Below are 14,609 nucleotides of genomic sequence, written 5' to 3' on the forward strand. Positions count from 1 at the left end.
CGCGATTCTCGTCGAACGTGAACCCTTCGCCGCCGACTTCGTATACGTGATGGAACGTGACGAAAGCGTGCGGGTCGATCTGTTTGACGATCGTCTTGAGGCGGTTGACCTCGTTGCGTCCGACGACGACGTAAATCACTTCGAGCTCTTTATTCGAATAGCCGCCTTTCGCGAGCAGACGGGTCGTCCCGCGGTTCATCGTCGCGTGGATGCCGTCGGCGATGGCGGTCCGGTGGTCGCTGATGATCATCGCGGCCTTACCGGCATATGTGCCTTCCTGCATCGAATCGATGACACGGGCGCCGATATAGACGGCAAGGAGCGTATACATCGCCTCGCGGATGTCAAGATACGTCAAACTGAGGACGATGACGAAAAAGTCGAACACGAGGAACGTCTTGCCGATCGACCAACCGACGTAACGTTGGACGAGGCGAGCGATTATATCGATGCCCCCGGTCGTCCCGCCGTTGTTGAAAATGATGCCGAGACCGACGCCGATGAACAGACCGGCGAATAAACTCGCGAGCACCATGTCATCGGTCAAATCGATGACGAGGTTCGAGTACTTGGCGATCAGCCCATACCAGAGCGAAAAGCTGAACGTCCCGACGAGCGTATAGATGAACGTCGTCCGCCCGAGCAGCTTGTAGCTGACGAAGAAGAGCGGCAGATTGAGCGCCAAGTTCGTGATCGATGGCGACCAACCGAACAAGCCGCGCAGAATCAACGTGATCCCGGTGAAACCGCCTTCGGCCAAATTGTTTTGGACGTTAAAATGAAACACGCCGAACGCAAAAATGAATGAACCGATGAGAATAAAGAATATATTGCGAAACCGAATCGGTAATTGTACCGTCATGTGGTTCACCTCCCATCCATAAGCGTACTCGAAAAACCTGTGGATTGCCTACCCTGAACATATGACATTCGACAGTGAGTCCGATATACTTTTCACAGAAGAGGTGATTTTTTATGAAAATAGTAGCAATCGGGGCCCATCCGGACGATATCGAAATCGGCATCGCCGGCATGACAGCCCAGTGGACGGGTGATCGCGTCCCAGTCCTGTACGTCGATTTGACGCGGGCTGAACTGTCGTCGAACGGCGATGTCGTCACGCGGGCACAGGAAGCGGCGACAGCCGATAGAATTCTTGGCGTCCGTCGCATCAATCTCGGTTTCCCTGACCGTGGCCTGCTCGGGACAGCCGACCAAATTGAAGCGCTCGTCCGCTTGATCCGGACCGAACGACCGACGCATCTGCTCTATCCGTACGGCGTCGACCGCCATCCCGACCACGGGGCGTGCGCCCGTCTCGTTGAAGAGGCGCTGTTCAACGCCGGGATTCGCAAATATATGTCTGACGTCCCGGCTTACCGTCCGGACAGCGTCTATCAATACATGATCAACGCCCACGTGCGCCCGGACGTCTGCATCGACATCACGGCGACGCTCGATAAAAAAGTGGACGCGTTGACGTCATACGCAAGTCAATTCACACCAGTTGACGGCGTCGACACACCATTGACCGATGCGTACGTCGACCGCGTCGTCGCGCGAGACCGTCACTTCGGTAGCTTGATCGGCACGGACTACGCCGAAGGGCTCATGACCGTCAAACCATACGTCGTCACGCGGGCGGGTGAGCTCGCATGAAGCTACGTATCGGAGTCCTCTGTTACCCATCGGTCGGGGGTTCAGGCATCCTCGCGACCGAGCTCGGGATGAAACTCGCCGACCGGGGGCACGACGTCCATTTCATCACGTCGAGCATCCCGTTCCGGTTGAATGCGTATCATCCGAACATCACGTTCCATCAAGTCGAAATCAACCAGTACTCGGTGTTCCGCTATCCGCCGTACGATATCACGCTCGCCTCGAAGATCGCGAGCGTCATCCGTGCGTTCGGCCTCGACGTCATCCACGCGCACTATGCGGTGCCCCATGCAGTTTGTGCCGCGCTCGGACGTGAGATGGCCGAGAGCAAGACACCGATCGTCTCGACGCTCCACGGCACCGATATTACGGTGCTCGGGGAAGATGAAGAGTTGAAACCGGCGATCCTGTACGGTTTACGCCAGTCGGACGCGATCACGGCCGTGTCCGACAGTTTGAAGCGCGAGACGCTTGAGCGGATTGATGCAGGCCTTGAGATCGATGTCATTCATAACTTTATCGACGAATCGGTTTATCAGCCGCAAGCCGAGCCGTCGCTCCGTGAACGTTACGGCTTGTCAGCAGCCGACCGCGTCGTCATCCATATCTCGAACTTCCGACAAGTGAAGCGGATCGACCTCGTGCTCGAGGCGTTCCAGCGGATGAACGTCCCGGGCAAGAAGTTGCTCCTCGTCGGTGACGGACCGCTCATGGGGGCGATGCGTCGACTCGTGAGCGAGATGGCGCTCGAAGACAGTGTCATCTTCGCCGGGAAACAAGAACAAGTCGCGGCGTTGTTGTCGATCAGCGACGTCCATCTTCTGTTGTCGGACAAAGAGGCGTTCGGTCTCGTCGCCCTCGAGGCGTTAGCGACAGGTGTCCCATCGGTCGTCAGCGATGCCGGGGGCTTGCCGGAAGTGATCACGGACGGAGTGGACGGTTTTGTCGTCGCGCGCGGCGACGTCACAGCGGCCACGACCGCGCTCGAAGCGATCTTGCTCGACGATGCGCTCCATGCGAAACTGCGTGCCGGCGGTCTCGTGAAAGCGAGACAGTTCGCGTCTAAAGACATCGTCACGCAATATGAACGACTATACGAACAGGTGGTGCGCCGATGACAGAATGGGAGTATGCGAAACAAATCATAAAAAAAATCAACGACCACGGGGGCGAGGCGTACATCGTCGGCGGTGCCGTTCGTGACTACGTGCGCGGCACGCTTCCCGACGACATCGATATCGCGACGTCGTTGTTCCCGGAAGACGTCATGAAACTGTTCCCGAAATCGGTCCCGACCGGAATCGATCACGGGACGGTCACGGTCATCCTCGATCATCATCCGTTCGAGGTGACGACGTTCCGTTCGGAAGGGACGTATTCGGACTCGCGACGCCCCGACCACGTCTCGCTCGGCGTCACGCTCGAAGAGGACATGTTGCGCCGCGACTTCACGATGAACGCTATGGCGTTCCATGACGGCAACGTCGTCGACTTGTTCGGCGGCCGGCTTGACCTCGAGGCGCGGATTATCCGGACCGTCGGGAGCCCGTATGAACGCTTCAACGAAGACGCGCTCCGGATCATGCGTGCGTTTCGGTTCATGTCCCAGCTCGACTTCACGCTCGCTGATGATGTGCGGAACGCGGCGCGGACGCTCGGCCACAAATTACAAGACATCGCGATGGAACGCATCGCCATTGAGTTCGAGAAGTTGATGACGGGACCTGCTTACCGCCGAGCGCTGACCGACCTCGTCGAGCTCGGCATCCATCAGTACTTACCGGACGTGTCCAAACAGCTCGTCCATCGTGTTATCGCTGACAGACGGGCACCAATCAACGCGGTCGGAGGCTGGGCGCTATTCGTCTATCACGCCGGAGACATCCGTTGGCTCTCGCCATGGAAGCGTTCGAACGCCTTGAAGCGGGAAGCGGGCGTATTGGCCAACCTGTTCGACTCCGGGCTCGATACGTTCACCGTATATGAGACGTCTCAAGCGACGCTCGAGACGTATTTGCGGATGACCGGGAGCACGGAATCGTCCGACGCCTTGAAACGTGTGCTCCCGATCCAGTCACGGCGGGAGCTCCGGTTCGACGGTCGCGATGCGCTTCAGGTCGGGGCGAGCGGCGCACGGATCAAGCACTTGCTCGCCGACCTCGAACGGCGCGTCGTCCTCGGCGAGTTAGCTAACGAGGAACAAACGTTACGAGAGGAGGCGGTCATGTGGCTTCAACGAGAGGAAAGGTCTTAAACTTGCTCCAAGACGGGGCGGTGTGGAGCGGACAGGAATTGGCCCGCCAATTAAATATTTCACGTACCGCCATTTGGAAACACATCGAGACGTTAAAACAAGACGGTTACGACATCGAAACGATCCCGCGTAAAGGGTATCAACTGTTCGGACGGACGGACCGGCTCGATGAACCGGCGTTCGTCTCGTTCCGGCACGGCCGGTTCGGGCAACACGTCTACGCCTACGACCAAGTCGACACGACGCAGCGCATCGCCCACGAACTCGCTCAAAAAGGGGCGCTTGAGGGGACGCTCGTCATCAGCGAAGAACAGACGGCAGGGCGCGGCCAACTTGGGCGCAGTTGGCACAACCCGAGCCACGTCAATATCGCGGCTAGTATCATCCTTCGTCCGGCGCTACCGATTCGGGAAGCGTCGAAGCTGACGCTCATGGCGGCGAGCGCTTTCGCCCGGTCGCTAAGGCAACAAGGCGTCCCGGCATTTATCAAATGGCCGAACGACCTTCTCGTGAACGGGAAGAAGATCGGTGGGATTTTGACCGAGATGCAAACTGAAGGCGACCGCATCCAAGCCGTCATCCTCGGCTTCGGATTGAACGTCAATACGGAGTCGATCCCGACTGACCTGGTTCACCGGGCGACGTCGATCAAATTGGAGACCGGCGTCGCGTTACGACGCAGTGAAGTGCTCGCCGATCTATTAGCCGAGCTCGAGACCGAATATGACGCGTTGCTCGAATCCGGGTTCGGCCCGGTCCGCGACAACTGGCTAGAGCACGCCGCTTATTTGAATGAAGAAGTGACGTTGACCGCCTCGGGGGAGTCTAAACGCGGTGTCATGCGCGGCATCTCAGAACAGGGGGCGCTCCTGCTCGAGCGTCATGGTGCCATCGAAGCCATCTATTCCGCTGAAATCGCAGTCTGGAATGATTGATGGAAACGTATTCGTGGTCTATAATGAACGTGTCGGACGCTATCGCAAGAAGTGTACCGGAATTGCAGACCGTCGTTTTAGTTAATTGTCTGCCTTGATCATTTTGACAGGGACAGAAGGACACTCAACCTTGAGTTCGTTTTCGTGCGCCTTCTTGCCAATCGTGTAAGAAGGCGTTTTTCCTTTCCTGTCTCCACATTTAGGAGGAGAACATATGCATACGATGACTTCATTATTGAAAAAGATGAAGCAAGAAGAGAAGTTGGTCATGTTGACCGCTTACGATTATCCGTCGGCGAAACTGGCCGAAGCGGCGGGAGTGGACATCATTCTTGTCGGAGACTCACTAGGAATGGTCGTGCTCGGTTACGACTCGACGATCCCGGTGACGATTCATGATATGGTCCACCATGCCAAAGCGGTGCGCCGCGGGGCGAAGGACACGTTCGTCGTCGTCGATATGCCGTTCGCGACGTATCACGGTGATTTCGACCGAACGCTTCAAGCGGCGGCGACATTGTTCCAAGACGGACACGCCGACGCCATCAAACTTGAAGGGGCGGGCGAAGTGCTCGAGACGATCGAACGATTGACGAAAGTCGGCATGCCGTGTGTCGCCCATCTCGGGCTCACGCCACAATCGGTCGGCGTGCTCGAAGGCTATAAAGTCCAAGGGAAGTCGCTTGAGGATGCCGAGCAACTGATCAACGACAGCCTCGAGGCCGAACGGGTCGGGGCGAAAATGCTCGTTCTCGAGTGTGTGCCGCATCAACTCGCTAAAAAAATCGCCGAAGCGCTTCACATCCCGGTCATCGGGATTGGTGCCGGTGCCGACGTCGATGGGCAGGTGCTCGTCTATCACGACGTCTTGAAGTATGGCGTCGACCGTCTCCCGAAATTTGTCGAGGCGTACGCCGACGTGAACGCGGTCGCGACGAGTGCCATCGGCTCTTACGTCCAAGCGACGAAAGACGGCTCGTTCCCGCTCGAACGCCACACGTTCACGATGGACGAGACGCTGCTCGACACGTTGTACGGTGGCAAAGCATGAGGATCGTCACCGATCCGATGTCGTTACGTGAAACTCTGTCCGACGGGTTGACCGTCGGCTTTGTGCCGACGATGGGTTACCTGCATGAAGGACACTTGAGTCTCGTCGAGGCGGCCAAACGCGAGAATGATCGCGTCGTCATGAGCATCTTCGTCAATCCGACCCAATTTGGGCCGAATGAAGACCTCGATCGTTATCCGAGAGATTTTGAACGGGACGAACAGTTGGCGCGAGAAGCGGGGGTAGACGTACTATTTTATCCGGATACCGCGACGATGTATCCGCTCGATATGGCGCGCGTGACGGTGCGTACCGGAGCCGACGTCTTATGCGGCGCCAGCCGGCCCGGTCATTTTGACGGTGTGTTGACGGTCGTCTCAAAACTGTTCAACTTGGTGCTGCCGACGCGTGCTTACTTCGGCTTGAAGGACGCCCAACAAGTCGCACTGATCGAGGGGTACGTCCGGGACTATTTCGTGCCGGTCGAAATTATCCGCTGTCCGATCATTCGTGAGGACTCGGGACTCGCCAAGTCGTCGCGTAACGTCTACTTGTCTGAAACGGAACGGATTGACGCGAGCGACATCAATCTAGCACTCATCGAGGCGCGTGACGCGTTGACTGAAGGGGACGCGATCACGTCGGTACAAGAACGACTCGTCGAACGGCTGTCGGCAATCCCGAACAGTACGATCGACTATGTCGAACTAGTCGACTATCCGACGCTTTCGCAAGTTACAGACTCGTCGACAGAACTGTTGATTGCAGTGGCGGTGCAGTTTGAACGCGCCCGATTGATTGATAATACGATTTGGAAGAGAGGGTGAATCAAATGATTCGAACATTTATGCACGCCAAGCTACACAAGGCGACCGTGACCGAGGCGAATTTACACTACGTCGGCTCGATTACGATCGATGAGGATTTGATGGACGCGGTCGGGATTATGGAAAATGAGCACGTCCACATCACGAACAACCATAACGGCGCCCGCATTGAGACATACGTCATCAAGGGTGAGCGCGGTTCAGGCGTCATCTGCCTAAACGGGGCAGCGGCCCGCCATTTCCAAGTCGGCGATGTCGTCATCATTATGGCCTACGGTCAGATGACGGCTGAAGAGGCGAGATCGCATCGTCCGAAAGTTGCGGTGTTGAACGATCGCAACGAAGTCGATCAACTGTTGTACGAAGAAATCGCACATACGATTCTATGAACAGAGCGGGGATGCCCTTAGAGGCAACCCCGTTTTTTCGTGCATCGTTCTATGGTAAGATGAGACAGACAGAAAGAGACAGAAAGCACGAGCGTGCCGAAGATGGGATGGATGTTATGGACACTTATGTGATAGTGGATTTAGAGACGACCGGTCATTCCGTCAAATCCGGCGATGAACTGATTGAATTCGCGGCGGTGGTCGTACAAGGTAGTGAAGTGATTGAGCGCTACAGTACGTTGATTCGACCGAGTCGTCCAATCCCTCCTTTTATCACGCAGTTGACGACGATAACAGATCAGGATGTGGCGTCTGCGCCGACGTTTGAAGACGTCATCCCTGATATTTGGAAGATGTTAGATGGGCGAGTGTTCGTTGCCCACAACGTTTCGTTTGATTTGAATTTTTTAAATGAGAGTTTAGAACTGGCAGGATATTTACCTTTCCAAGGGCGGGCCATCGATACGGTCGAACTCGCGCGCATCTTGTATCCGACACTTGAAAGCCACGCGCTCGAGTCACTCGCCGACACGTTCGACTTGGTGCACACGGACGCGCACCGCGCCCTCAGCGACGCCGAGGCGACCGCGGAGTTGTTTATTCAACAACTCAATCGTCTGCGGACGCTACCGGTCGTGACGCTAAAACAGTTGCGCCGTCTGTCCGAGTCGTGGACGAGCAACATCGAGCCGTTGCTCGATGATCTCATCGTCGAGATCGGTATTCGGCCAGATGACGAGACGACGTACGATATCCACCGGAAAATCGCACTCCGTCGCCTGACTGATTCGTTTGAGCCGGCGGTCGAGCGCAAACCGTTCGAACCGTTTCTTCATCGGACGATCGAAGAGACGCTTCCGTCACTGTTCGACCAATTCGAACCGAGACAAAGTCAATTCGAGATGATGCGGCACGTCTATAAGGCGCTCGACGATGAGGCGACGCTTCTCATCGAGGCCGGGACCGGCACAGGCAAGACGTTAGCCTACTTGATCCCGAGCGCGCATCACGCCCTTGAGACGAAACGACCGGTCGTCGTCAGCACGCATACGATCCAATTACAAGAACAGCTGCTCAACCGGGACTTGCCGATCTTAAAAGCTATTTTCCCGGAAATCGAGTTCACGCTTTTGAAAGGAAGACGCAACTATATCGATCTCCGGAAGTTTGAGATGGTGCTCGAGGAGACGAATGACGGGATGCTCTCGGCGATGTGCAAGGCGATGGTGCTCGTCTGGTTGACCGAGACGGAGACAGGGGACTTGGAAGAGTTGTCACTCCCTGGAGCGGCGACACAAGGACCGGCCTCGTTCAAACGGCTCATTCAAGCCGACGCGGCAACGGACTTCGGCCGCTTCGATCCTTGGTATAGCCGTGACTTCTTCACGCGGGCCGTCCTGCGTTCGAAAGAGGCGGACATTATCGTCACGAATCACGCGTTGCTCTTTTCGGATCTGCAGCATCAGGCCGGGATTCTCCCGACCGACACGCCGCTCATCTTGGACGAGGCGCATCAAGTCGAAGAGGTCGCCTCGCATCATTTCGGCGTCACGTTCGACGCGATCCAGTTCGATCGCTTATTCAAATGGTTCGGCTACGGGGCCGACGGAAAGTTCCATTCCCGGCTGCTGCAACTTGCCGACTTGACGTCCGTGTCCGAAGAGACGGAAGCGTTCAGTAAAGAGACCGACCAGGCGTTAGCCCAAGTCGATGTCGAACTAGACGACCTGTTGACGGCGCTCCAGTCGCTCGGCAAGAAAAAAGATCAACGGCAAACCGTTCGCTTCGAACGGGAAGGTGACGTGTTCCGACCGATCCGTGAAGTGGCGAAGCGGCTTGAGAACCGTTTGCGGACGCTTCGGATGTCGCTCCGGCAGATGCTTCGTCTTCTCGATGAGCATAAAGAGCATATGACGTTCAAGCAACGCGCCGTGATCGGTGACTTGAAGGCGTTCATCGGTGACGTGCGAGAGATTGAGAGCGTGCTGTATGAAACGATGCTGACCCGCGACGATGACGCTGTCAGTTGGGTCGAGTTGAACTTGGCCAACCGCAAATTGACCTCGGTCTATACGCAACCGGTCGAAATCGGACCGTTGCTCCATGAGCGCTTGTTTGCGAAACGGCCGACGATTTTGACGTCGGCGACGATGACCGTGTCCGGTCGCTTCGGCTTTATCGAGCGCAGGCTCGGTCTCGACGGGCAGGACGTGAGACGGGTCGTCCTTGCTTCGCCGTTTGACTTCAAGAAACAGGCAAAATTGTTCGTCCCGTCAGACATCCCGTTGATCAACGAAGTGCCGTTACCGCATTTCGTCGATCAAATCGCCGCTTCGATTGCCCGGATTGCCAACGTGACGAAAGGACGCATGCTCGTCTTGTTCACGTCGAACGAGCTGTTACGTTTGACGCACGAGGCGGTGAGACATCAGCTAGACGACGCGTATACGTTGCTTGCCCAAGGCGTCAGCGGCGGCTCGCGCAGCCGTTTGACGAAGCAGTTCAAACGAATCGATCAGTCGATTTTGTTCGGGACGGCCAGCTTCTGGGAAGGGGTCGATATCCCGGGAGAAGCGCTCACCTGCCTCGTCATCGTGCGTCTCCCGTTCGCCCCGCCCGACCAACCGGTCATTCAGGCGCGGTCCGAAAAAATTGAAGCGACCGGGAAGTCGTCGTTTTTCGAACTGTCACTTCCGCAAGCGGTCATCCGCTTCAAACAAGGCGTCGGTCGCCTCATTCGCTCGAAAGAGGATTACGGCGCTATCTTCGTCTTCGACCGCCGTGTCGAGACGACGCGTTACGGGAAACAGTTTCTCAATAGTCTACCGGCTGTCGACCGGATCGAAGGATCGCTCGAGACGTCACTGGCCGAGCTCGAACTGTTTTTAGATGAGAAAGAAGAGACGACTCTAGGAAATCAGAGATAACGCTAGGCAGCGTGAAATTATCGCTTTATAATGATGGGTATAGTGTTTTGAAGGAGGAGTAAACATGAATTCGAATATTGAGACGCTCGCGACCGTTCGGATCGAGCCGACGGCAGACGTGTACAAAATCGTCGACCTATTGAATCGTACACTAAAGAGCCAAGATTTGATGTTCGGTCTTGCACTAGAGAAAAAAGTGAATGATCCGAAGAAAGAAGAGATGGTGTTCACCATCTATCGGACAGAATGACGCGGAGGACAAAAGTAGTGATTGCTCTTATGACGGCACTCATCGGTGTCGTCATCGTGTTTAGTGGGATTTATTGGTTCACGGTCGGTCATACGGAACGGACAAAACAAAACATGATCGCGGAAGCGCGCGATCGTCTTGAGGCCGAACAGCCGACAGTCCGGATCGAACGGGCTGAGCTCTTTAACGGGACGGAACCGTACGTCGTCTTCGAGGAGACGGACCGTGTCCTGTTCGTGCCGGTCGACAGTAAGCAACCGCTCGAGACGCGTGAGATCGAGTCGGTCGACTTAGATAAAGTCTGTGCCGATTCGCTCGAGGAGACCGGTGGTACGCTCGTCAGTTGTAAGTACGGGTTTGACGAGCGTGCGCTCATCGAAGTCGTGACGAAATCAGGGGCGACGTATACGTATTCCTATTACACGCTTCAAACCGGAGACTTTATAAGACGGGTCCAACTGGCGGATTCGAACTGAACGAGATTAGAGGAGGATATCGATGGAACATCTATTGGCAAGACGTGTAAAACAGTTAACACCTTCGACGACGCTCGCGATCACGGCGAAAGCGAAAGCATTGAAAGCTTCGGGACAAGACGTCATCGGGCTCGGGGCCGGTGAGCCGGACTTCAATACGCCTGAACGAATTATTGAGGCCGCATGCAAGGCTGCACGTGACGGCGATACGAAGTATACGCCTTCAGGCGGAACGGTCGCTTTAAAAGATGCCATCATCGAGAAGACGAAACGCGACAGCGACCTCACGTTCGAGCGTAACGAGGTCATGGTCGCCTCAGGGGCGAAACATGCGTTATACGCCTTGTTCCAAGCGATTCTCGACGAAGGTGATGAAGTCATCATCCCGGTCCCGTATTGGGTGAGTTATCCGGAACAAGTGAAACTTGCCGACGGTGTCCCGGTTTACGTGGAGACGACCGAGGCGACGACGTTCAAACTGACGCCAGAGTCACTTGAAGCCGCCATCACAGACCGGACGAAAGCGGTCATCTTGAATAGCCCGTCCAACCCGACCGGTATGATCTATACGGAGTCAGAGTTGGTCGCACTCGCCGAAGTCGTCAAGCGCCACGACCTGCTCGTCGTCAGTGACGAAATCTATGAGAAGCTCATCTATGGCGATAGCGAGTTCGTCTCGATCGCCACGCTTCCTGACATGCGTGAGCGGACGATCATCATCAACGGGGTCTCGAAGTCACATGCGATGACCGGGTGGCGCATCGGGTACGCGATCGGAGACAAGACGATCATCGAAGCGATGACGAACCTCGCATCGCACTCGACGTCGAATCCGACGTCGATCGCCCAAGCGGCGGCCGTCGAGGCTTACAACGGCTCGCAAGATGATGTCGAGATGATGCGGGTCTCATTTGAAGAGCGCCTCGAGATCGTCTATGAGCGATTGATCAACATACCAGGCATCACGTGCCTAAAACCGCAAGGGGCATTCTACTTATACGCCAACGCCAAACAAGCCGCGTCGATGAGCGGCTACGACTCGGTCGACGCATGGTGCGAAGCAGTGCTCGGTGAAGCATTCGTCGCGCTCGTGCCGGGATCGGGCTTTGGGCAGGATGATTACGTCCGCTTGTCTTATGCAACAGAATTGAAGCGAGTACTAGAAGCGCTCGATCGAGTGGAAAACTATATCAAGAGTAGCGCTCGATAAGCGAAAGGATGGATATGAACATGACAACTATTTCAATTAGCCAATTTAAAGATTATGAAGGACAATCGGTCCGGGTCGGTGCCTGGATCGCCAACAAACGTTCGAGCGGTAAAATCGCCTTCCTTCAACTCCGGGACGGGAGCGGATTCGCCCAAGCCGTCGTCGTCAAAGCAGAAGTCGCGGAAGAACTGTTCGCCCTCGCGAAAGGCGTGACGCAAGAGACGTCAGTCTGGGTGACGGGTAACGTCAAATCGGATGGCGGCCGGACGCCGCTCGGCTTCGAACTCGAAGTGACAGCGATGGAAGTCATCTCAGAATCGATCGACTATCCAATCACGCCGAAAGAACACGGGACGGAGTTCTTGATGGACAATCGTCACCTCTGGCTCCGGTCGCGTCGCCAGCATGCGATCATGAAAGTCCGGAACGAATTGATCCGGGCCACATACGAGTTCTATAACCAAGAAGGATTCGTCAAGATCGATCCGCCGATCATCACGTCGAGCGCGCCGGAAGGAACGACGGAGTTGTTCGAGACGGACTACTTCGGTCAGCCAGCCTACTTGTCGCAAACAGGTCAGTTATATATGGAAGCCGCAGCGATGGCGCTCGGCAAAGTGTTCTCGTTCGGTCCGACGTTCCGCGCTGAAAAATCGAAGACACGTCGCCACTTGATCGAGTTTTGGATGATCGAGCCGGAGATGGCATTCTTCGACCATGATATGAGTCTCGATCTACAAGAGCGTTACGTATCATACATCGCGAAGTCAGCGCTTGACCATTGCCGGAACGAGCTTGAGTTGCTCGGACGCGACTTGGAGAAACTTGAAAAAGTTCAAGCGCCGTTCCCACGTATTCGTTATACGGACGCGATCAAGTTCTTGAAAGAAGAAGGCTTCGATGACATCGAGTACGGGGATGACTTCGGGGCGCCGCACGAGACGGCGATCGCCAACGCGCATGATTTGCCGGTGTTCATCACCCATTGGCCGAAAGAAATCAAGCCGTTCTACATGAAAGTCGACCCAGAGAACCCTGAACTCGTCCTTTGTGCCGATTTGATCGCACCTGAAGGTTACGGCGAGATCATCGGCGGTTCGCAGCGTGAAGACGACTACGACCGCTTGAAAGAAGAGATCGTCAAAGAAGGACTTGATGAGACCGATGCGTATGACTGGTATCTTGAGTTGCGTAAGTACGGCTCGGTCCCACATTCGGGCTTCGGGCTCGGTCTTGAGCGGACTGTCGCTTGGATCAGCGGAATCGAACACATCCGTGAAGCGATTCCGTTCCCACGTCTATTGAACCGAATTCACCCATAATCGCCAATCGGGGATGACTAATTGTCTTCCCCGATTGATTTGTCTAGAAAGGATGTGCGACATGGATGCACATAATCTGATCAAGCTGTTTGAACAAAGTCCGGTCGTCGTTCCGAGGAAGCTGTTCACCGATGCACGTCGTCTCAATCTCAACCCGGTCGAGTTTTGTCTCGTCGTCCACTTGTTGGAGTTGACGGGAGAAGGCATCGAGATGCCGCTTCCGAGCGAGCTCGGCGACCGGATGAACGTTCCCGAGAGCGAGGCACGCTCTGTTCTGCTCGGGCTGCTGCAAAAAGAGCTCGTCGCCATCGATGCGTCGGCGGAAGTGGAGCGTTACAGTCTGCTCCCTCTTTTCCAAGCACTCGAAGAAGACGGCGCCCCTGAAAAAAATACGCAGTCGCTAAACGAGAACCTCATCCATACGTTCGAGCGGGAGTTCGGGACGATCACGCCGTTTGAGATCGAGCAAATCGTTGGCTGGTTGACCGAAGACGGTTTCAGTGAAGAACTCATCTTGGCCGCGCTCCGCGAGGCGAAACTACGTAACGTCCGCAACTTCAAGTACATGGATAAAATCTTGAGCGTCTGGCAAGACCATAAAGTCGAGTCACTTGAAGACTTGGTCGAGTATCAACGGAGGAAAAAGTGATGTTGACGAGAGCTCAATTGAACGAAATCTCGGAGACGATGCGGCAAATGTTCCCGGACGCCCATTGTGAGCTGACCCACCGCAACCCGTTCGAACTCGTCGTCGCCGTGGCGCTGTCCGCGCAGGCGACGGACGCGCTCGTCAACCAAGTGACGCCTGGACTGTTCGAGGCGTTCCCGACGGTCGAGGCGATGGCTGCGGCTGACGTAGCGGAAATCGAGTCGCTCATTAAACGAATCGGTCTGTTTCGAAACAAGGCCAAAAACGTCAAAGCGCTATCGATGCGAATTCTTGATCTGCACGGAGGGATCGTCCCGGACGACCGGGAGTCACTCGAGGCGCTGCCTGGAGTCGGGCGCAAGACGGCGAACGTCGTGTTGTCGGTCGCCTTTCATGAACCGGCGTTCGCGGTCGATACCCACGTCGAGCGTGTGTCCAAACGGCTCGGCATCTGCCGTTGGAAAGACAACGTCCGTCAAGTCGAAGACACGCTCATGAAGAAGTTTCCCCGTGAAGAATGGTCGCAGCTCCACCACCAGTTCATCTTTTTCGGACGGTATCACTGCAAGGCACAACGGCCCGGCTGCGAGACGTGCCCGCTCTTGCATATGTGCCGCGAAGGCAAGAAGCGGATGAAGTCGCAACAAGCGACGAATTCAT

At 55.8% G+C, this 14,609-nt stretch carries 15 protein-coding genes; 14 read left to right on the forward strand and 1 reads right to left on the reverse strand.

Annotated elements, in window-relative coordinates; translation table 11 throughout:
• Positions 1–862 (reverse strand): YitT family protein (locus A6395_RS15145; protein WP_071399664.1); only part of this gene is annotated, 862 nt, incomplete at its 3' end.
• A gap of 113 nt (positions 863–975) precedes the next feature.
• Between A6395_RS15145 and bshB1 the strand changes: the two genes are divergently transcribed.
• The 14 genes from bshB1 to nth form a co-directional block, all read left to right on the forward strand.
• Complete coding sequence (gene bshB1 / locus A6395_RS15150; RefSeq protein WP_071399665.1) at positions 976–1,659, forward strand: bacillithiol biosynthesis deacetylase BshB1; 684 nt, start codon at positions 976–978, stop codon at positions 1,657–1,659.
• A complete protein-coding gene (bshA, locus tag A6395_RS15155) occupies positions 1,656–2,777 on the forward strand; it encodes an N-acetyl-alpha-D-glucosaminyl L-malate synthase BshA (protein WP_071399666.1) in 1,122 nt (373 codons plus the stop codon). Before bshB1 ends, bshA begins: the two co-directional genes overlap by 4 nt.
• The gene (locus A6395_RS15160) at positions 2,774–3,913 is read left to right on the forward strand and encodes a CCA tRNA nucleotidyltransferase (RefSeq protein ID WP_071399667.1); all 1,140 of its coding nucleotides are present in this window, start codon (positions 2,774–2,776) and stop codon (positions 3,911–3,913) included. Before bshA ends, A6395_RS15160 begins: the two co-directional genes overlap by 4 nt.
• Positions 3,886–4,848 carry a biotin--[acetyl-CoA-carboxylase] ligase gene (locus tag A6395_RS15165; RefSeq protein ID WP_071399668.1) on the forward strand — a complete coding sequence of 321 codons (963 nt, stop codon included), beginning with the start codon at positions 3,886–3,888 and terminating at the stop codon, positions 4,846–4,848. The genes A6395_RS15160 and A6395_RS15165 overlap by 28 nt, the downstream gene beginning before the upstream one ends.
• Positions 4,849–5,062: 214 nt before the next feature.
• Positions 5,063–5,899 (forward strand): 3-methyl-2-oxobutanoate hydroxymethyltransferase, encoded by an 837-nt coding sequence (panB, locus tag A6395_RS15170; RefSeq protein ID WP_070327416.1) that lies wholly within the window; start codon positions 5,063–5,065, stop codon positions 5,897–5,899.
• The gene (gene panC, locus A6395_RS15175; RefSeq protein ID WP_071399669.1) at positions 5,896–6,726 is read left to right on the forward strand and encodes a pantoate--beta-alanine ligase; all 831 of its coding nucleotides are present in this window, start codon (positions 5,896–5,898) and stop codon (positions 6,724–6,726) included. Before panB ends, panC begins: the two co-directional genes overlap by 4 nt.
• Before the next feature lie 5 nt (positions 6,727–6,731).
• Positions 6,732–7,115, forward strand: a complete 384-nt coding sequence (gene panD, locus A6395_RS15180) for an aspartate 1-decarboxylase (RefSeq protein WP_070327414.1) — start codon at positions 6,732–6,734, stop codon at positions 7,113–7,115.
• A gap of 59 nt (positions 7,116–7,174) precedes the next feature.
• Positions 7,175–10,042: an ATP-dependent DNA helicase DinG gene (gene dinG / locus A6395_RS15185; RefSeq protein ID WP_252100550.1), complete on the forward strand. Its 2,868-nt coding sequence runs from the start codon at positions 7,175–7,177 to the stop codon at positions 10,040–10,042.
• Between the two features lie 64 nt (positions 10,043–10,106).
• Entirely contained in the window at positions 10,107–10,292 is a 186-nt protein-coding gene (locus A6395_RS15190; RefSeq protein WP_016509977.1) for a YpmA family protein, read from the forward strand.
• On the forward strand, positions 10,289–10,768 hold the full coding sequence (locus A6395_RS15195) for a hypothetical protein (RefSeq protein ID WP_071399671.1): 480 nt from the start codon (positions 10,289–10,291) through the stop codon (positions 10,766–10,768). Before A6395_RS15190 ends, A6395_RS15195 begins: the two co-directional genes overlap by 4 nt.
• A gap of 22 nt (positions 10,769–10,790) precedes the next feature.
• Positions 10,791–11,978, forward strand: coding sequence for a pyridoxal phosphate-dependent aminotransferase (locus tag A6395_RS15200; RefSeq protein ID WP_071399672.1), 1,188 nt, complete (start codon positions 10,791–10,793; stop codon positions 11,976–11,978).
• 20 nt (positions 11,979–11,998) lie between these two features.
• Complete coding sequence (gene asnS, locus A6395_RS15205; protein ID WP_070327410.1) at positions 11,999–13,300, forward strand: asparagine--tRNA ligase; 1,302 nt, start codon at positions 11,999–12,001, stop codon at positions 13,298–13,300.
• A gap of 61 nt (positions 13,301–13,361) precedes the next feature.
• A complete protein-coding gene (locus tag A6395_RS15210) occupies positions 13,362–13,949 on the forward strand; it encodes a DnaD domain-containing protein (protein ID WP_070327409.1) in 588 nt (195 codons plus the stop codon).
• The coding region (gene nth, locus A6395_RS15215; protein WP_071399673.1) for an endonuclease III at positions 13,949–14,609 on the forward strand (661 nt) is incomplete at its 3' end. The genes A6395_RS15210 and nth, both read left to right, overlap by 1 nt.

Origin of the sequence: Exiguobacterium sp. SH31, from assembly GCF_001816105.1 — a bacterium.
Classification (GTDB): Bacteria; Bacillota; Bacilli; order Exiguobacteriales; family Exiguobacteriaceae; genus Exiguobacterium; species Exiguobacterium aurantiacum_A.

Coding starts and splice junctions, on each gene's coding strand:
- A6395_RS15210 (WP_070327409.1), top strand. CDS start 13,362: ATGGATGCACATAATCTGATCAAGCTGTTTGAACAAAGTCCGGTCGTC.
- bshA (WP_071399666.1), top strand. CDS start 1,656: ATGAAGCTACGTATCGGAGTCCTCTGTTACCCATCGGTCGGGGGTTCA.
- asnS (WP_070327410.1), top strand. CDS start 11,999: ATGACAACTATTTCAATTAGCCAATTTAAAGATTATGAAGGACAATCG.
- A6395_RS15190 (WP_016509977.1), top strand. CDS start 10,107: ATGAATTCGAATATTGAGACGCTCGCGACCGTTCGGATCGAGCCGACG.
- panC (WP_071399669.1), top strand. CDS start 5,896: ATGAGGATCGTCACCGATCCGATGTCGTTACGTGAAACTCTGTCCGAC.
- bshB1 (WP_071399665.1), top strand. CDS start 976: ATGAAAATAGTAGCAATCGGGGCCCATCCGGACGATATCGAAATCGGC.
- A6395_RS15200 (WP_071399672.1), top strand. CDS start 10,791: ATGGAACATCTATTGGCAAGACGTGTAAAACAGTTAACACCTTCGACG.
- A6395_RS15160 (WP_071399667.1), top strand. CDS start 2,774: ATGACAGAATGGGAGTATGCGAAACAAATCATAAAAAAAATCAACGAC.
- panD (WP_070327414.1), top strand. CDS start 6,732: ATGATTCGAACATTTATGCACGCCAAGCTACACAAGGCGACCGTGACC.
- A6395_RS15195 (WP_071399671.1), top strand. CDS start 10,289: ATGACGCGGAGGACAAAAGTAGTGATTGCTCTTATGACGGCACTCATC.
- dinG (WP_252100550.1), top strand. CDS start 7,175: ATGAGACAGACAGAAAGAGACAGAAAGCACGAGCGTGCCGAAGATGGG.
- panB (WP_070327416.1), top strand. CDS start 5,063: ATGCATACGATGACTTCATTATTGAAAAAGATGAAGCAAGAAGAGAAG.